The following is a 17,827-nucleotide window of genomic DNA, read 5'->3' on the forward strand; positions in this document are numbered from 1 at the left end:
CAACGAGACCGGCAGACCTTGATCTGCTGTCCGACTATTGCCTTTGAGGGTCGCCTGACATGGAGCGTCTGATACGCTTTTTTGCCGCATTGACCCGCTGGGGCCTCGGCCTGTGTGCCTTGCTGCTGGTATTGGCAGCGGTGTACGTGAGCCTTGGCCGTGAATTGACGCCGCTGGTAGCGGAATACCGTGGCGAAATCGAAGCCAAGGCCCGCACCGCGCTGGATATGCCCCTGAACATCGGCAGCCTGGAAGGGCGCTGGAGCGGTTTCGCCCCGGTGTTGATGGCTCACGACGTGATGGTCGGCGAGGGCAACAACGCCCTGCGCCTGGACCAGGTGCAAGTGGTGCCGGATATCTGGGCCAGCCTGCTGGCGCGGGAAGTGCGGATTGCCCATCTGGAAGTCAGTGGCCTGCAAGTCAGCGTGAAGGAAGACAAGGACGGCCACTGGGCGCTGCAAGGCCTGCCGGTGCAGGACGACCAGCCGCTGGACCCTGAACAGCTGCTGACGCGCATGCAAATGGTCGGGCAAGTCTCATTGCTCGACAGCCAGGTGACGCTGCAGCCGTTCGACCAGGCGCCGCTGACCTTGACCTATGTCGGCGTGAGCCTGCAGACCGGCGCCAACCGCCAGCGCCTGGACGCACGCTTGACCCTGCCCGACGGCCAGCCGTTGGCGCTGAACCTGCGTACCCGGATCCGCGCCAGCCAGTGGAAAGACGGGGAAGCCGAGGCTTACCTGAGCTTGCCGCAGAGTGACTGGGCAAAATGGATCCCGGCGAAATTGACCCAACAATGGAAGCTCACCGAGCTGAAGGCTGGCGGCGAATTCTGGCTGAGCTGGGCCAAGGGCACCGTACAAAGCGCCGCCGTGCGCCTCAATGCCCCGCAACTCAAGGGCAGCTATGCCGACCGCAAGCCGACCCATATCGAGAACCTGGCCCTCACCGCGTACCTGCAACGCAGTGACAGTGGCCTCAAGGTACTGTTTGATTCGTTGGCGATGAACCTCGGCGACACCCGCTGGGAATCGCGCCTGCAACTGCAACAGACGCTGGCCACGGACAAGGCCCTGGAAGTCTGGAACCTGCAGGCCGATCGCCTCGACCTGACCCCGATCACCCCGTTGCTGCATGCCTTGGCACCGTTGCCGGAAGCCCTGGCCACCACCCTGGATCACCTCAAGGCCACGGGTACGCTGCGCAACGTGTTGCTGGATTACCGTCCTGAAGACACCACTGACCAGCGCGTGAGCTTCGCGGCCAACCTCGATCGCATCGGCTTTGACGCCTACTTCGGCGCGCCGGCGGCCCGCAATGTCAGCGGTAGCATCAGCGGTGACCTGGGCAAGGGCGAGCTGCGCATGGACAGCAAGGACTTCTCCTTGCACCTGTTCCCGATTTTTGCCAAGCCCTGGCAGTACATCCAGGCCAACGCTCGCCTGACGTGGAAGCTGGATAAAGAAGGCTTCACCCTGATTGCGCCGTACATCAAGGTGCTGGGAGAAGAGGGCAAAGTGGCGGCGGACTTCCTGATTCGCCTGCATTTCGACCATAGCCAGGAAGACTACATGGACCTACGGGTCGGTATGGTCGACGGCGATGGCCGCTTCACCCCCAAATACCTGCCTGCCGTCTTGAGCCCCGCACTCGATGAGTGGCTGCGCACCGCGATCCTCAAGGGCGCGGTGGATGAGGGCTTCTTCCAGTACCAGGGCTCGCTGAACCACGATGCGCTGCCTGCTTCGCGCAATATCAGCCTGTTCTTCAAGGTGCACGATGCCGAACTGGCGTTCCAGCCGGGCTGGCCCCACGTCAGCAAGGTCAAGGGCGAAGTGTTTGTCGAGGAAAGCGGCGTGCGCATCCTGGCCAGCAAGGGCCAGTTGCTCGACACCAAGGTCAACGACATCTACGTCAACATTCCCCATGCCCCGGAAGGCAAAGACAGCCACCTGCTGCTCACCGGCAATTTTGCCGGCGGCCTGGGCGATGGCCTCAAGATCCTTCAGGAAGCGCCGATTGGCACCGCCTCGACCTTCGCTGGCTGGAAAGGCGAGGGCGACCTGCAAGGCAAGCTCGACCTGGATATTCCACTGGCCAAGGGTGCAGATCCCAAGATTGTGGTGGATTTCAAGACCGACAAGGCGCGCCTGCAACTCGCCGAGCCGACGCTGGACCTGAGCCAGCTCAAGGGTGATTTCCGTTTCGACAGCGCCAAGGGCCTGAGTGGCCAGAACATCAGCGCCCAGGCCTTCGACCGGCCGATCACCGCGCAGATTTTTGCCGATGGCCGGCAGGGCAATCTCAATACCCGCGTGACCGCCAAGGGGCAAGTGACCGTCAAGCGGCTGACTGACTGGCTGAAAGTCAGCCAGCCGTTGCCGGTGTCCGGTGATATTCCGTACCAATTGCAGCTCAACCTCGACGGCGCCGACAGCCAGTTGATGGTCAGCTCCAACCTCAAGGGCGTGGCCGTGGACCTGCCGGCACCGTTCGGCATGCCGGCGAGCCAGGGCCGTGACAGCGTGTTCCGCATGACGTTGCAGGGTAAGGAGCGCCGCTACTGGTTTGATTATGGCGAGTTGGGCAGCTTCACCTTCGCCGCCCCGGCGGACAATTTTGCCGATGGCCGTGGTGAGCTGTTCCTGGGGGAAGGCGATGCCGTGTTGCCAGCCGGCAAGGGCTTGCGTATTCGCGGTGTGTTGTCGGAGCTGGATATCGACCCCTGGAAAAAACTGGTAGACCGCTACGCCGGCAACGACCCGGGTGGCAGTGCCAAGCAACTGTTGAGCGGCGCCGACTTCAAGGTCGGCAAGCTGACCGGCTTCGGCACCCAGTTTGACCAGGTCAACCTGCAACTGGATCGCAAGCCCGCTGCCTGGGGTTTGCAGTTCGACAGCCAGCAGGCCAAAGGCACCGTGGGGCTTCCGGATGCCAAGGGCGCGCCGATTGCGGTCAACTTGCAGTACGTGAAATTGCCTGCGGTGGATCCGACGGTGCAGGCGGATGAAAATGCGCCGGACCCGCTGGCTGATGTCGATCCCAAGGATATTCCGGCACTGGATATCTCGATTGCCCAGTTGTTCCAGGGCCCGGATCTGGTAGGTGCCTGGTCGTTGAAAGTCCGGCCGACCACCAAGGGCATGGCGTTCAACAGCCTCAACCTGGGGCTCAAAGGTATGCTGCTGCAGGGCGCCGGCGGTTGGGAAGGCGCTCCCGGGGCCAGCAGCAGTTGGTACAAGGGCCGCCTGGATGGCAAGAATATTGGCGACGTGCTCAAGGGCTGGGGGTTTGCGCCGAGCGTGACCAGCGAAGACTTTCATGTTGACGTGGACGGGCGCTGGCCGGGTTCGCCGGCCTGGGTCGGCCCCAAGCGTTTCTCCGGCAGCCTGGATGCAAGCTTTCGCAAAGGCCAATTCGTCGAAGTGGAAGGCGGTGCCCAGGCCCTGCGGGTGTTTGGCTTGCTGAACTTCAACTCCATCGGTCGCCGTCTGCGCCTGGACTTCTCGGACTTGCTCGGCAAAGGCTTGAGCTATGACCGGGTCAAGGGCTTGCTGGCCGCCAGCAACGGCGTGTTTGTAACCCGCGAGCCGATCACCATGACGGGGCCGTCGAGCAACCTGGAGATCAACGGCACCCTGGACCTGGTGGCTGATCGTGTGGACGCCAAGTTGCTGGTGACGCTACCGGTCACCAATAACCTGCCGATTGCGGCGCTGATCGTCGGCGCGCCGGCCATTGGCGGTGCATTGTTCCTGATCGACAAGCTGATTGGCGACCGCGTTTCGCGTTTCGCCAGCGTGCAGTACAAGGTCGAAGGCCCGTGGAAGGACCCGAAAATCACCTTCGACAAGCCATTTGAAAAGCCAAACTGAGTACCTGTGGAGTAGCATGGCCTCATGCTTTTTATGGAGTGTGGGCCCATGTCCTTCGCGGTAATTCAAATGGTCAGCCAAAGCGACGTGCTGGCCAACCTGGCCCAGGCCCGGCGCCTGCTGGAGCAAGCGGCGGCGGGCGGAGCAAAGCTTGCGGTCCTCCCGGAAAACTTCGCCGCCATGGGCCGTCGCGATGTGGCCGATATCGGTCGCGCCGAGGCCTTGGGCGAAGGTCCTGTCCTGCCATGGTTGAAACAGACCGCCCGCGACCTCACCTTATGGATAGTGGCCGGCACTTTGCCGCTGCCTCCCAAGGACCAACCGAACGCCAAGTCCAACGCCTGCTCGTTGTTGATCGACGATCAGGGCGAAATCGTCGCCCGTTACGACAAGCTGCACCTGTTCGATGTCGACGTGGCCGATGCCCGGGGCCGTTATCGCGAATCCGATGACTATGCTCATGGTAGCCAGGTGGTGGTGGCGGATACGCCGGTGGGCCGTCTGGGGCTGACGGTGTGCTACGACCTGCGCTTCCCGGAGCTGTACAGCGAATTGCGCGCTGCGGGAGCCGAATTGATCACCGCGCCTTCCGCCTTTACGGCGGTGACGGGCGCCGCGCACTGGGACGTGCTGATTCGTGCCCGGGCCATCGAAACCCAGTGCTACCTGCTGGCGGCTGCCCAGGGCGGCGTGCACCCGGGGCCACGGGAAACCTTCGGGCATGCAGCGATTATCGACCCATGGGGGCGAGTGCTGGCACAACAGGATCAAGGCGAGGCGGTGTTACTGGCCGAACGCGACAGCAGTGAACAGGCGTCGATACGGACGCGCATGCCGGTGGCAGGCCACCGGCGCTTTTTCTCGCAGGGCGCGCAGCGACCTGCTTCAGAACGATGAATTTAAGGCCAAACCTATGAGCGAGTTGTTGTCCTCAGTCAGTGAACACCTCCTGGCGCCCGGTGGCGTGACCATCGAAAGCTTGCAAACAGTCCTCGGCGATCTGGCCGGGCCAGGCATCGACGCTGCCGACCTGTATTTCCAGGGGCAGATTTCCGAGTCCTGGGCCCTGGAAGACGGGATCGTCAAGGAAGGCAGCTTCAACCTCGACCAGGGTGTGGGCGTGCGTGCCCAGTCCGGTGAGAAAACCGGCTTTGCCTACAGCAACGCCATCACCCTGGAAGCCTTGGGCCTGGCGGCTCGCGCTGCCCGTTCGATCTCCCGCGCCGGTCAAAACGGTACGGTGCAGGCGTTCAGCACCCAGGATGTGGCCCAGTTGTATGCGCCGGATAACCCGCTGGAAGTGATCAGCCGTGCCGAAAAGGTCGAGCTGCTCAAGCGTGTGGACGCCGCGACCCGAGCCCTGGACCCACGTATCCAGCAAGTCACCGTGAGCATGGCCGGTGTGTGGGAGCGCATCCTCGTGGCCTCCACCGATGGCGGCCTGGCGGCAGATGTACGCCCACTGGTGCGCTTCAATGTCAGCGTGATCGTCGAACAGAACGGCCGCCGCGAGCGCGGTGGCCATGGCGGCGGCGGGCGTACCGACTACCGTTATTTCCTCACCGAAGACCGCGCCATGGGTTATGCCCGTGAAGCGTTGCGCCAGGCGCTGGTCAATCTGGAAGCGATTCCGGCACCGGCCGGCACGTTGCCGGTGGTGCTGGGTTCCGGCTGGTCCGGCGTGCTGCTGCATGAAGCGGTGGGCCACGGCCTGGAAGGCGACTTCAACCGCAAGGGCAGTTCCGCCTACAGCGGGCGCATGGGCGAGATGGTCGCGTCCAAGCTTTGCACCATTGTCGATGACGGCACCCTGGCCGGGCGTCGCGGTTCGTTGAGCGTCGATGACGAAGGCACGCCGACCGAGTGCACCACGCTGATCGAGAACGGTGTGCTCAAGGGCTACATGCAAGACAAGCTCAACGCCCGCCTGATGGGCGTGGCCCGTACCGGTAACGGCCGTCGCGAGTCCTACGCGCACCTGCCGATGCCACGCATGACCAACACCTACATGCTCGGCGGCGAAAGCGATCCGGCCGAAATCATCGCCTCGGTGAAACGCGGGATCTACTGCGCCAACCTCGGTGGCGGGCAGGTGGACATCACCAGCGGTAAGTTCGTGTTCTCCACCAGCGAGGCGTACTTGATTGAAGACGGCAAGATCACCGCGCCGGTCAAGGGTGCAACGTTGATTGGCAACGGCCCGGAAGCCATGAGCAAGGTGTCGATGGTCGGTAACGACCTGTCGCTGGACAGCGGTGTGGGGACGTGCGGGAAAGATGGTCAGTCGGTGCCGGTGGGTGTCGGCCAGCCAACCTTGAAAATTGATGCGATCACCGTGGGTGGCACGGGCTCGTAAGAACGGGAGCTTCGGGTGGCGAAGGCCGCCACCCGGGGAAGAGGGTCAGCGCAGGCCGCGTTGACTATCGTCCAGCTCACGGATGTATTTGAAGATTTTTCGGCTGGAAGCCGGTGGCTTGCTTTGCGCCAGTTCGTGCTGGGCCTGACGGATCAGGGAGCGCAATTGTTGGCGATCGGCATCCGGGTACTCGATGACGAACTTCTCCAGTACCGCGTCATCGCCGGCGATCAAGCGATCACGCCAGCGTTCCAGGTTATGGAAACGCTCGTTGTACTGGCGAGTGGAGGCATCGAGTTGATCGAGCAACGTCAGAATGGCGTCCGTGTCCTGGTCGCGCATCAGTTTGCCGATGAACATGAGGTGCCGTTTACGCGCGATATTCGCGGTGTGCTTGGGCGCATCGTTCAGAGCCCGGCGCAGGGCGTCGGTCAATGGCAGTTTTGCACACAAGTCAGGCTTGAGTGTTGTAAGGCGCTCGCCGAGGTCAACCAGAGCATGCAGCTCGCGTTTGACCTGAGATTTGCTTTTCTCCCCATCGAGGGAGTCGTCGTAAGAATCAACCATGGTGGCAGTCCGCAAAGAAACGCCGCCATGATAACCAGTCGGGGGCCGCTTGTCCGGCCCGGTCGCTAGAAGGCCTTAACCGAAAGCAGAATTTGAGTGGAGAAAACCATGAGTGCAGCCCAAAGCGTCGGTCCGCAAGCGTTACCGGCACTGCAGGAACAAGTCGAGCAGATCATTGCCGAGGCCAAGCGCCAGGGGGCCAGTGCCTGTGAAGTGGCGGTGTCCCTGGAGCAGGGCTTGTCGACATCGGTCCGCCAGCGGGAAGTGGAAACGGTCGAATTCAACCGCGACCAGGGGTTTGGCATCACCTTGTACGTAGGCCAGCGCAAAGGCTCGGCCAGCACCTCCGCCAGTGGCCCGGAAGCGATTCGCGAAACCGTCGCCGCCGCGCTGGCGATCGCCAAGCACACCTCCGAAGATGAAAGCTCGGGTTTGGCCGATGCGGCCTTGATGGCACGCGACCTGAAGGATTTTGACCTGTTTCATGCCTGGGACATCACCCCGGAGCAGGCCATTGAGCAGGCACTGACCTGTGAAGCGGCGGCATTTGACGCCGACAGCCGGATCAAGAACGCCGATGGTACGACCTTGAGCACCCACCAGGGCTGCCGCGTGTATGGCAACAGCCACGGCTTTATCGGCGGTTATGCCTCGACGCGTCACAGCCTGAGCTGCGTGATGATTGCCGAAGCCAACGGCCAGATGCAGCGTGATTACTGGTACGACGTGAACCGCCAGGGCGAATTGCTGATGGACCCGGTACTCATCGGCCAGCGTGCCGCGCAACGTGCCGCCAGCCGCCTGGGTGCGCGCCCGGTGCCGACGTGCGAAGTGCCGGTGCTGTTTTCGGCGGAGCTGGCCGGTGGTCTGTTCGGCAGTTTCCTCGGGGCGATTTCCGGCGGCAATTTGTATCGCAAGTCGTCGTTCCTGGAAGGGGCGATCGGCCAGAAGCTGTTCCCGGAATGGCTGACCATCGATGAACGCCCGCACCTGATGCGCGCCATGGGCAGCTCGTCGTTCGACGGTGATGGCCTGGCGACCTACGCCAAGCCATTCGTCGAGAACGGTGAGTTGGTGTCCTACGTGCTGGGCACCTACGCCGGTCGCAAGCTCGGCCTGCCAAGCACCGCCAACTCCGGTGGCGTGCACAACCTGTTCATCACCCATGGCGATGAAGACCAGGCGGCGCTGTTGCGGCGTATGGGGCGCGGCTTGTTGGTCACCGAGTTGATGGGCCACGGCCTGAACATGGTCACGGGCGACTACTCCCGTGGCGCGGCGGGTTTCTGGGTCGAAAACGGCGAGATTCAGTTCGCCGTGCAGGAAGTGACCATCGCCGGCAATATGCGTGACATGTTCAAGCAGATCGTCGCGGTGGGTAATGACCTGGAACTGCGCAGCAACATCCGCACCGGTTCGGTGTTGATCGAGAAGATGACCGTCGCCGGCAGCTGACCCGCCGACAGACACTTGTAAACAAGGCGCGCCACCCATTGGGTGGCGCGCCTTTTTTTGTGCCTGGAATTCCGAGTGATTTCCTCAGGCTCTTGTTTTGATTCTCAATATCATTTAATAATAAATATCATTACCGAATGAGCGTGGATCATGAGTTCTGTCCTGCATGAGGATCCCTACCTGGAAAGCTGGCGTTGGATGAGTCGTCAGATTCGCTGCGGCCTTGATCCCGACGAGCCCCGCCTGATCGAACATTATCTGGCCGAAGGCCGGTACCTGGCCTGTTGCACGGCAACCCATCCGTGGACCATCGGCGAAACCTCATTCCGCCTGTTGCTCGACACCGCCTCCGACATCGCCTTGCCCTGGCACTGGCGATCCATGTGCCTGGACCAGGCCTGGCGCCCGTTGCGCGACCTGGAAAAGCTTTCCCACTGTGCCTGCCGCCTCAAGCGCTGGCAGACGTTTGCCTGGCAATTGGCGACCTGCGAATTGCTTCCATCGATTTCTCACTCTGACCTGGTGCAAGGATCTTCCGATGAGTAACACCCGTATCGAACGCGACAGCATGGGCGAACTGCAAGTACCCGCCGAGGCCTTGTATGGCGCACAAACCCAGCGTGCGGTGAATAACTTTCCCATCAGCCACCAGCGCATGCCGGCGCAGTTCATTCGTGCGCTGATCCTGGCCAAGGCCGCCGCCGCCAAGGCCAACGTTGAGCTCAAGCAACTGAGCGAAGCCCAGGGCAAGGCCATCGTCGATGCTGCCCAAGGTTTGCTGGAAGGCGACTTCATGCAACATTTCCCGGTGGATATCTTCCAGACCGGGTCCGGCACCAGCTCCAACATGAACGCCAACGAAGTGATTGCGACCCTCGCCAGCCGTTTGCTGGGCGAGCCGGTCAACCCCAATGACCACGTCAACTGCGGCCAGAGCAGCAACGACATCATTCCGACCACGATCCACGTCAGCGCCGCGCTGGTGCTGCACGAACAAACCCTGCCGGCGCTGCTGCACCTGGTGCAGGTGATCGAGCACAAGGCCGAAGAGGTGCATCGCTACGTCAAGACCGGCCGCACTCACCTGATGGACGCCATGCCAGTGCGCATGAGCCAAGTCCTGAATGGCTGGGCCCAACAGCTAAAGGCCAATATTGGCCATCTGCAGGACCTGCTGCCGAGTTTGCAGGCGCTGGCCCAAGGCGGCACCGCGGTGGGCACGGGGATCAATGCGCATCCGGAGTTCGCAGCGCGCTTCAGCCAACAACTGAGCAGCCTGACCCAGGTGCAGTTCACTCCGGGCAAGAACCTGTTTGCCCTGATCGGCTCCCAGGACACAGCCGTCGCGGTCTCCGGGCAGCTCAAGACCACCGCCGTGTCCTTGATGAAAATTGCCAACGACCTGCGCTGGATGAACTCCGGCCCGTTGGCCGGCCTCGGTGAAATCGAACTGGAAGGCCTGCAACCGGGCTCCTCGATCATGCCGGGCAAGGTCAATCCGGTGATCCCGGAAGCCACTGCGATGGTTGCCGCGCAAGTCATCGGCAATGACACGGTGATTACCATCGCCGGTCAGTCCGGCAACTTCGAACTCAATGTGATGCTGCCGATCATCGCCCAGAACCTGCTCGGCAGCCTGGAATTGCTGGCCAATTCCAGCCGCCTGCTGGCCGACAAGGCTATCGCCAGCTTCAAGGTCAATGAAGCCAAGCTCAAGGAAGCGCTGTCGCGCAACCCGATCCTGGTGACCGCACTCAACCCGATCATCGGTTACCAAAAGGCCGCCGAAATCGCCAAGAAGGCCTATCAGCAAGGCCGTCCGGTGATTGATGTGGCGCTCGAACACACCGACTTGCCCCGCAGCCAACTGGAAATCCTGCTGGATCCGGAAAAGCTCACGGCCGGCGGCGTGTAATCACCGACCCTGCTTTGGAGGCTCACCATGGAGCACTGGAAACGCACGATCGAACGGGCCAATCGCTGCTTTATGGCGGGCGAGCTGGTAGATGCCCGCGAGGCCTACCTGCAAGCCCTGGCCCTGGCTCAAGTGTTGTTTGAGCGCTGGGCGGATGCCGACGAGGCGGTGGCGGCTTGCGTCATTTCCCATCACAACCTGGCCGACCTGCACCTGCGCCTGAACCAGCCGGAAGAAAGCGCCGAATACCTCTGCGCCATTCACCAGCGGCTGTTGCAGACCATGCAGGACACCCGCCTCAACCCGCAACTGCGGGAAGCGGCGCTGCGCCAGAGCAGCAAGACCTACGTCGAACTGTTGAATTTCATCAGCGATCACGGTGAGTACCCGCGTACCCACCGCCTGCTGGGCAGCAACGTGGCGCCATCGGATGCGTCGACCCGCAACAGCCCTTTTTATGGAGCTCATTGATATGTCCTACACCTTGCCGGCCTTGCCTTACGCCTACGATGCCCTTGAACCGCATATCGACGCGCAAACCATGGAGATCCACTACACCAAGCACCACCAGACCTACATCAATAACCTCAACGCCGCCGTGGAAGGCACCGAGTTTGCCGGTTGGCCGGTGGAAAAGCTGGTCTCCAGCGTGCAGCAACTGCCGGAAAAACTCCGGGCGGCGGTGATCAACCAAGGCGGCGGACACGCCAACCACTCATTGTTCTGGGCCGTCATGTCGCCCAAGGGCGGCGGCAAGCCAGACGGTGCGCTGGGCAAAGCCATTGACGAGCAGTTGGGCGGTTTCGACGCCTTCAAAGAGGCCTTTACCAAAGCTGCCTTGACCCGTTTCGGCAGTGGCTGGGCCTGGTTGAGTGTCACCCCGCAAAAGACCCTGGTGGTGGAGAGCAGCGGTAATCAGGACAGCCCGCTGATGAACGGCAATACGCCAATCCTCGGCCTGGACGTCTGGGAACACGCTTATTACCTGCTGTACCAGAACCGTCGTCCGGAATACATCAACGCGTTCTACAGCGTCATCAATTGGCCGGAAGTTGCCGGCCGCTACCAGGCTGCACTGGGCTGAAACTCCTCTATAACAAGATCTAAGGCCGACTATGGGCACTGAAACACTGGCGATCAGCAGCGTGCGAATGTTTCGTTATGCGTTTGGCTCGCTGCTGCTATTGGCAGGCACTGCATTGCTGGTGGCCCAAGGGCTGGCCTGGCTGGACCTGGAGCCCCGTATCCTGCGTGCCTTGCAGGGTGGTGCGATTTGCGCACTGGGCACTGCCTTGGGCGCCGTGCCGGTACTGGTGATTCGCCGGATGCCGTTGGCGGTGAGTGACACGCTGCTCGGCTTCGGTGCCGGGGTGATGCTGGCGGCCACTGCGTTTTCGCTGATCGTGCCGGGTATTGCGGCTGCCGAAAGCCTGGGGCTGACGCCTTGGGCGGCCAGCGGTTTGATCAGTTTCGGCATCATGCTGGGAGCATTCGGGCTGTATCTGGTGGACCGCAAGGTCTCCGGCGCCAGCCCGGAAATGCTGGTGGGCAGTCTGGAGCATCCGGTAATACCGCCGCGCATCTGGCTGTTTGTGTTCGCCATCATTGCGCACAACATTCCCGAAGGCATGGCGGTCGGTGTCTCGGCGGGCGGCGGCATGCCCGATGCCGACAGCCTGGCCATGGGCATCGCCTTGCAGGATGTGCCGGAGGGCTTGGTGATTGCGTTGGTGCTGGCCGGGGCGGGGATGTCGCGGGTCAAGGCGTTCCTGATTGGCGCGGCGTCAGGCCTGGTGGAGCCGGTATTTGCCGTGCTGTGTGCCTGGCTGGTGAGTTTGGCGCAGGTGTTGTTGCCGTTGGGGTTGGCGCTGGCGGCCGGGGCGATGCTGCTGGTGGTGACCCACGAAGTGATTCCCGAGTCGCGGCGCAATGGCCATGACAAGCTCGCCAGCCTGGGGTTGTGTATCGGGTTTTGTTTGATGATGGTGATGGATACAGCGTTGGGCTAAGAACTCTGCCAAATTCCTTGTAGGAGCCGGCTTGCCGGCGATGGCCTTCCTGAGGTCAGTGCAAGACTTGTGGGCCAATCGCCGGCAAGCCGGCTCCTACAGAGGGCGTTACTCGCCTTCGTCAAAGTAGTTATTGATCAGTTTTACCAGCGCATCCATCGCTTCCTGCTCTTGCTCGCCTTCCGTCTTCAAGTGAATCTTCGTGCCCTTGCCCGCAGCCAGCATCATCATGGCCATGATGCTTTTTCCGTCGACCATGGATTCCGGGGTGCGCCCGGCGCGAATCTGGCAAGGGAACTGCCCGGCGACGCCGACGAACTTGGCCGAGGCCCGGGCGTGCAGGCCCAGTTTGTTGATGATTTCAATTTCCAGAACGGGCATCGCGGGGGTGTTCCTTTCAGCTGAGGTCGCGGTGGCGAACCTGGACGTTCTTGAGGGTTTGTTGCAGCACCTTGCCCAGGCGTTCGGTCAGGTAGACGGAACGGTGATGGCCGCCGGTGCAGCCAATGGCAATGGTGACATAAGCCCGGTTGCTGGCCGCAAAACGCGGCAGCCATTTGAGCAGGTAGCTGGAGATATCCTGGAACATCTCTTCCACATCCGGTTGCGCCGCCAGGTACTCGGCCACGGGTGCGTCCAGCCCGGATTGATCACGCAGTTCCGGCTTCCAGTACGGGTTGGGCAGGCAGCGCACGTCAAACACCAGGTCGGCATCCACGGGCATACCGCGTTTGAAGCCAAACGACTCAACGAGGAAGGCGGTGCCCGGCTCCGGCTGATTCAGCAGGCGCAGCTTGATCGCATCGCGCAACTGATACAGGTTCAGGCCGGTGGTGTTGATCTTGAGGTCGGCCAGGTCAATGATCGGCCCCAGCAGCTTGGTCTCGTCCTCGATGGCTTCGGCCAGCGAGCGGTGCGGGCTGCTCAGCGGGTGGCGTCGACGGGTTTCGGAGAAGCGCTTGAGCAGCGTCTCTTCGTCGGCGTCGAGGTACAGCACGTCGCAATGGATGTGCTTGGCCCGCACTTCTTCGAGCAGTTCGGGGAAGCGGGTGAGGTGGCTGGGCAGGTTGCGGGCGTCGATGGAAACAGCGACCAGCGGTTGTGCCAGCTCGGTATGGATCAGTGCACGTTCCGCCAGTTCCGGCAGCAGGCCGGCGGGCAGGTTGTCGATGCAATAGAAGCCGTTGTCCTCAAGAACATTGAGAGCCGTGCTTTTACCTGAGCCGGAACGGCCGCTGACGATGATCAAACGCATGATTACTGCCCGTTTTGTTCATCCAGGACAACCTGATAAAGCGCCTCATTGCTCGGAGCGCTGCGCAGTTTGTCGCGTACTTCCTTGCGGTCGAGCATGCTGGCGATCTGCCTAAGCAGTTCCAGGTGTGCATCGGTGGCAGCTTGCGGGACCAGCAATACAAACAGCAGGTCGACCGGCGCGCCGTCGATGGCGTCGAAATCGATGGGGGCGTCCAGGTGCAGCAGGGCGCTGACTGGCGACTCACAGCCTTGCAGGCGGCAGTGAGGAATGGCGATGCCGTTGCCAAAGCCGGTGGAACCGAGCTTTTCACGGGCGATCAGTGCCTCATACACAGCTTGCGTATCCAGTTCGGGCACTTCGCGGCCGATCAGGTTGGCAATTTGTTCGAGGGCACGCTTTTTACTGCCGCCCGGCACGTTCACAAGGGAACGGCCGGGGGTCAGGATGGTTTCAAGTCGAATCATGGGTGGGGAGTGTTAGCGGCCAGTGCCTTGAAGAAGACTCTGCTGCTTTTCCTTATGCTTTTTGATTTGGCGATCCAGCTTGTCGGTAAGGTCGTCAATGGCAGCATACATATCTGAATGCTCGGCATTGGCGACTACTTCCCCGCCGGGTATACGCAAGGTGGCTTCGATTTTCTGCTTGAGCTTCTCGACAGTCATGATGACTTGCACGTTGGTGATCTTGTCGAAATGCCCCTCAATTCGTTTGAGTTTTTCGCCGATATAGGCGCGCAGCGGTTCGGTCACTTCCAGTTGGTGTCCACTGATGTTGACTTGCATACAGCTTCTCCTTCGTTGCCAGTGCATAAAGCGGCAGGCCGGGGTGCCTGCCACTGGAACGCTATGGCCCGCCCGTCACATCAAACGTTTACGCTCGCTGGAAGGCGCGATCCCAAGGGACTCGCGGTACTTGGCGACGGTTCGACGGGCGACCTGAATGCCTTGTGCCTCCAGTAAACCAGCGATCTTGCTGTCACTCAACGGCTTTTTCTGATTTTCCGCGGCAACCAGTTTTTTGATGATCGCGCGGATCGCCGTGGACGAGCATTCGCCGCCTTCGGAGGTGCTGACGTGGCTGGAGAAAAAGTATTTCAGCTCATAAATGCCCCGTGGGGTATGCATGAATTTTTGCGTGGTTACCCGGGAAATCGTCGATTCGTGCATGCCTACCGCCTCGGCGATGTCGTGCAGTACCAGCGGCTTCATCGCTTCATCGCCGTATTCCAGGAAGCCGCGCTGGTGCTCGACGATCTGGGTGGCGACTTTCATCAGGGTTTCGTTGCGGCTTTGCAGGCTCTTGATGAACCAGCGGGCTTCCTGCAACTGGTTGCGCATGAAGGTGTTGTCGGCGCTGGTGTCGGCGCGGCGCACGAAACCTGCGTATTGCGGGTTGACCCGCAGGCGCGGTACCGATTCCTGGTTCAGCTCCACCAGCCAGCGCTCGTTGTCCTTGCGCACGATTACATCCGGCACGACGTATTCGGCTTCGCTGGACTCGATCTGTGAGCCCGGACGCGGGTTGAGGCTCTGCACCAGCTCGATGATCTGGCGCAGGTCATCTTCCTTGAGCTTCATGCGGCGCATCAACTGGCTGTAGTCGCGGCTGCCCAGCAGGTCGATGTAGTCGGTGACCAGGCGCTGCGCTTCGGCCAGCCAAGGTGTTTTCGCCGGCAATTGGCGCAGTTGCAGCAGCAGGCACTCGCTGAGGGTGCGGGCGCCGATGCCGGCGGGCTCGAATTGCTGGATGCGGTGCAGGACGGCTTCGATTTCGTCCAGTTCGATGTCCAGTTCCGGGTCGAAGGCCTCGAGGATCTCCTCAAGGGTCTCGTCCAGGTAGCCCTGATTGTTGATGCAATCGATCAGGGTCACGGCGATCAGGCGATCGGTGTCGGACATCGGGGCCAGGTTCAGTTGCCAGAGCAAATGGCTCTGCAGGCTCTCGCCGGCGGACGTGCGGGTGGTGAAGTCCCACTCGTCATCATCATTGCTGGGCAGGCTGCTGGCGCTGGTCTGGTAGACGTCTTCCCACGCGGTGTCCACGGGAAGTTCGTTGGGAATGCGTTCGTTCCATTCACCTTCCTCGAGGTTATCCACCGTGGGGGCGGTTTCCTGGTAGGAGGGTTCCTGTACGTCGGGGTTGGGTTTTTGCTCGATGTTGTCGGCCAGCGGGTCTGCATTATCGAAGTCGTCGCCTTCTTCCTGGCGTTCGAGCATCGGATTGGACTCCAGGGCCTCCTGGATTTCCTGTTGCAGGTCCAGGGTCGACAATTGGAGCAGGCGGATGGCCTGTTGCAGCTGCGGTGTCATCGTCAGCTGCTGGCCCATTCTCAGGACTAGCGATGGTTTCATGGCAGGGGCTTAACACCTTATTCGCCGGCGCAATGCGCCATCCACGACAGGGCGCGTGAGCGCCAAACATAAGCAAATTATATGCCTGATATCGGGGGCTTTGCCTAGAGCGCGGTAACAATAAAAATACTGAGGTTTTTATTGACTCCCGCGCTCCATGGCGAATGGCCTGATACCACCGTGTTTACAGGCGGAACTCGTGACCCAGATACACTTCCTTGACCAGTTCGTTGGCCAGGATGGTGGCGGAGTCACCTTCGGCAATCAGCTGTCCATCGTTGACGATATACGCGGTTTCGCAGATATCGAGGGTCTCGCGGACGTTGTGGTCGGTGATCAACACACCGATGCCCTTGGCTTTCAGGTGGTGGATGATCTGCTTGATGTCGCCGACCGAGATCGGGTCGACACCGGCGAAAGGTTCATCCAGCAGGATGAACTTCGGCGCAGTGGCCAGGGCGCGGGCGATTTCCACACGACGACGCTCGCCGCCGGAAAGGCTCATGCCGAGGTTGTCGCGGATATGGTTGATGTGGAATTCCTGCAGCAGGCTTTCCAGCTCTTTCTTGCGCCCGGCGCGGTCGAGTTCCTTGCGGGTCTCGAGGATCGCCATGATGTTGTCGGAAACCGACAATTTGCGGAAGATCGATGCTTCCTGGGGAAGATAGCCGATACCCGCCTGTGCACGACCGTGCATGGGCTGGTGGCTTACGTCCAGGTCGTCGATCAGGACGCGGCCTTGATCGGCCTGTACCAGGCCGACAATCATGTAGAAGCAGGTGGTCTTGCCGGCACCGTTGGGGCCGAGCAAGCCGACGATCTGGCCGCTGTCGATCGACAGGCTGACGTCGCGCACGACCTGACGGCTTTTATAGGCCTTGGCCAGATGCTGGGCTTTCAGGGTTGCCATTAATTCGCCTTCTTCGCGTCGGTTTTCGGCGCCGCCTGGGCTTCGCCAGGTTTCTGCTTAGGCTGGATAACCATGTCGATGCGTGGCTTCGGCGTGCTGATTTTAGAGCCGGTGGCGCGACCGGCCTGGGCAATCTGCTTCACCGTGTCGTAGACGATTTTTTCGCCGTCGGTGGTGTTGCCATCATTGATGACCCGGGCCTGGTCGATCAGTACGATGCGATTTTGCTGGGCGTGGTACTGAATTGTCTTGCCGTAGCCTTTGACCGGCGTAGGGTCGCCAACTTTCTGCAGCTGTTCGAAATACGCCAGGTTGCCGACCGAAGTGACCACGTCGATATCGCCTGCCGGGGTGCGAGTCAGTGTCACGGTGTTACCCGTCACTTTCATCGAGCCTTGGGTGATGATCACGCTGCCGGTGTAGGTCGCGATACCTTGCTTGTCATCCAGCTGCGCGTCGTCAGCCTGAATGTGGATCGGTTGCTGGCTATCGTTCGGCAGAGCCCAGGCGCTCACGCTTCCCAGTGCTGCGCCCAGGCCGAGCAAAATAGGGAGGGTTTTAACGAGCCTCATACTGTCCTCTTACGTTCGATAGCAGGTGTATCCTGCTTTCTTTCAAATACGCTTTCATTCCCTTGCCAGTCGATACACCGCCAGCGCCGTCGATTCTAACGTCTTGCTCGGTCTGCGCATATTGCTTCTGTGGGAATACGGTCATGCGACTGCTGGTAATGATGGTGTCGCGGTTCTTGGCGTCAGTGCGCGCAACGCGCACGGAGTCAATCAGTTCCACTTGGGTGCCGTCCGGGTTGACCTCGCCACGCTCACTGGTGACGTGCCACGGGAATTCGGCGCCGCGGTACAGGTTCATGTCCGGCTTGGTGAGCAGCGTGACCTCGGAGGCCTTCAAGTGCTCGACCTTGTCGGAGGTCATTTCATACTGGACCTTGCCATCGGGCAGGTACTGGATGCTGTGGGCGTTGATGGCGTAATAGTCGATGGCACTTTCGTCGACCTGCGCAACAGGCTTGTCGAGGAAGCGCTCCGGGCTGATATTCCAGTAGCCAACCGCGAGAAACACGGCGGCGATCACGGCGAATATCAGGAAATTGCGAATCTTTTTACTCAGCAT

The 17,827-nt window shown here is 61.1% G+C and carries 18 protein-coding genes; 9 read left to right on the forward strand and 9 right to left on the reverse strand.

Annotated features, from left to right (window positions below):
- The first annotated feature begins 59 nt into the window (after positions 1–59).
- The 3 genes from V3W39_RS16985 to tldD are packed head-to-tail and all read left to right on the forward strand — an operon-like array spanning position 60 to position 6,231.
- Entirely contained in the window at positions 60–3,875 is a 3,816-nt protein-coding gene (locus V3W39_RS16985; protein ID WP_330212993.1) for a YhdP family protein, read from the forward strand.
- A 48-nt stretch (positions 3,876–3,923) separates the two neighbouring features.
- Positions 3,924–4,772, forward strand: coding sequence for a carbon-nitrogen hydrolase family protein (locus tag V3W39_RS16990; protein WP_177077908.1), 849 nt, complete (start codon positions 3,924–3,926; stop codon positions 4,770–4,772).
- 16 nt (positions 4,773–4,788) lie between these two features.
- Positions 4,789–6,231: a metalloprotease TldD gene (tldD, locus tag V3W39_RS16995; protein ID WP_010170608.1), complete on the forward strand. Its 1,443-nt coding sequence runs from the start codon at positions 4,789–4,791 to the stop codon at positions 6,229–6,231.
- Between the two features lie 45 nt (positions 6,232–6,276).
- Here tldD and yjgA read toward each other — a convergent pair whose 3' ends face one another.
- Positions 6,277–6,798, reverse strand: a complete 522-nt coding sequence (gene yjgA / locus V3W39_RS17000) for a ribosome biogenesis factor YjgA (RefSeq protein ID WP_003216092.1) — start codon at positions 6,796–6,798, stop codon at positions 6,277–6,279.
- Positions 6,799–6,906: 108 nt separating this feature from the next.
- On the opposite strand from yjgA, the gene pmbA reads away from it, so the two are divergent.
- From pmbA to V3W39_RS17030, 6 genes are all read left to right on the forward strand, one after another.
- On the forward strand, positions 6,907–8,253 hold the full coding sequence (gene pmbA / locus V3W39_RS17005; protein WP_003216094.1) for a metalloprotease PmbA: 1,347 nt from the start codon (positions 6,907–6,909) through the stop codon (positions 8,251–8,253).
- A 150-nt stretch (positions 8,254–8,403) separates the two neighbouring features.
- Positions 8,404–8,799 (forward strand): hypothetical protein, encoded by a 396-nt coding sequence (locus V3W39_RS17010; protein ID WP_010170602.1) that lies wholly within the window; start codon positions 8,404–8,406, stop codon positions 8,797–8,799.
- Entirely contained in the window at positions 8,792–10,168 is a 1,377-nt protein-coding gene (locus V3W39_RS17015) for a class II fumarate hydratase (protein WP_177043439.1), read from the forward strand. The genes V3W39_RS17010 and V3W39_RS17015 overlap by 8 nt, the downstream gene beginning before the upstream one ends.
- Before the next feature lie 27 nt (positions 10,169–10,195).
- Entirely contained in the window at positions 10,196–10,639 is a 444-nt protein-coding gene (locus V3W39_RS17020; RefSeq protein WP_063027153.1) for a hypothetical protein, read from the forward strand.
- Position 10,640: 1 nt separating this feature from the next.
- Positions 10,641–11,252: a superoxide dismutase gene (locus V3W39_RS17025; RefSeq protein ID WP_076014428.1), complete on the forward strand. Its 612-nt coding sequence runs from the start codon at positions 10,641–10,643 to the stop codon at positions 11,250–11,252.
- A 31-nt stretch (positions 11,253–11,283) separates the two neighbouring features.
- A complete protein-coding gene (locus V3W39_RS17030) occupies positions 11,284–12,177 on the forward strand; it encodes a ZIP family metal transporter (protein ID WP_177043440.1) in 894 nt (297 codons plus the stop codon).
- Between the two features lie 108 nt (positions 12,178–12,285).
- Here V3W39_RS17030 and V3W39_RS17035 read toward each other — a convergent pair whose 3' ends face one another.
- The 8 genes from V3W39_RS17035 to lptC form a co-directional block, all read right to left on the reverse strand.
- Complete coding sequence (locus V3W39_RS17035) at positions 12,286–12,558, reverse strand: HPr family phosphocarrier protein (RefSeq protein WP_330212994.1); 273 nt, start codon at positions 12,556–12,558, stop codon at positions 12,286–12,288.
- A gap of 16 nt (positions 12,559–12,574) precedes the next feature.
- Positions 12,575–13,432: an RNase adapter RapZ gene (rapZ, locus tag V3W39_RS17040; RefSeq protein ID WP_177043441.1), complete on the reverse strand. Its 858-nt coding sequence runs from the start codon at positions 13,430–13,432 to the stop codon at positions 12,575–12,577.
- A 2-nt stretch (positions 13,433–13,434) separates the two neighbouring features.
- Positions 13,435–13,899 carry a PTS IIA-like nitrogen regulatory protein PtsN gene (gene ptsN / locus V3W39_RS17045; RefSeq protein WP_010170588.1) on the reverse strand — a complete coding sequence of 155 codons (465 nt, stop codon included), beginning with the start codon at positions 13,897–13,899 and terminating at the stop codon, positions 13,435–13,437.
- A gap of 12 nt (positions 13,900–13,911) precedes the next feature.
- The gene (gene hpf, locus V3W39_RS17050) at positions 13,912–14,217 is read right to left on the reverse strand and encodes a ribosome hibernation-promoting factor, HPF/YfiA family (RefSeq protein ID WP_010170586.1); all 306 of its coding nucleotides are present in this window, start codon (positions 14,215–14,217) and stop codon (positions 13,912–13,914) included.
- A 75-nt stretch (positions 14,218–14,292) separates the two neighbouring features.
- Positions 14,293–15,786: an RNA polymerase factor sigma-54 gene (locus V3W39_RS17055; protein WP_026078000.1), complete on the reverse strand. Its 1,494-nt coding sequence runs from the start codon at positions 15,784–15,786 to the stop codon at positions 14,293–14,295.
- Between the two features lie 184 nt (positions 15,787–15,970).
- Positions 15,971–16,696, reverse strand: coding sequence for an LPS export ABC transporter ATP-binding protein (lptB, locus tag V3W39_RS17060; RefSeq protein WP_003216119.1), 726 nt, complete (start codon positions 16,694–16,696; stop codon positions 15,971–15,973).
- Complete coding sequence (lptA, locus tag V3W39_RS17065) at positions 16,696–17,268, reverse strand: lipopolysaccharide transport periplasmic protein LptA (RefSeq protein ID WP_177043442.1); 573 nt, start codon at positions 17,266–17,268, stop codon at positions 16,696–16,698. The genes lptB and lptA overlap by 1 nt, the downstream gene beginning before the upstream one ends.
- The gene (gene lptC, locus V3W39_RS17070) at positions 17,255–17,827 is read right to left on the reverse strand and encodes an LPS export ABC transporter periplasmic protein LptC (protein ID WP_177043443.1); all 573 of its coding nucleotides are present in this window, start codon (positions 17,825–17,827) and stop codon (positions 17,255–17,257) included. The genes lptA and lptC overlap by 14 nt, the downstream gene beginning before the upstream one ends.

It is taken from the genome of Pseudomonas sp. Z18(2022) (assembly GCF_036346535.1).
Classification (GTDB): Bacteria; Pseudomonadota; Gammaproteobacteria; order Pseudomonadales; family Pseudomonadaceae; genus Aquipseudomonas; species Aquipseudomonas yamanorum_A.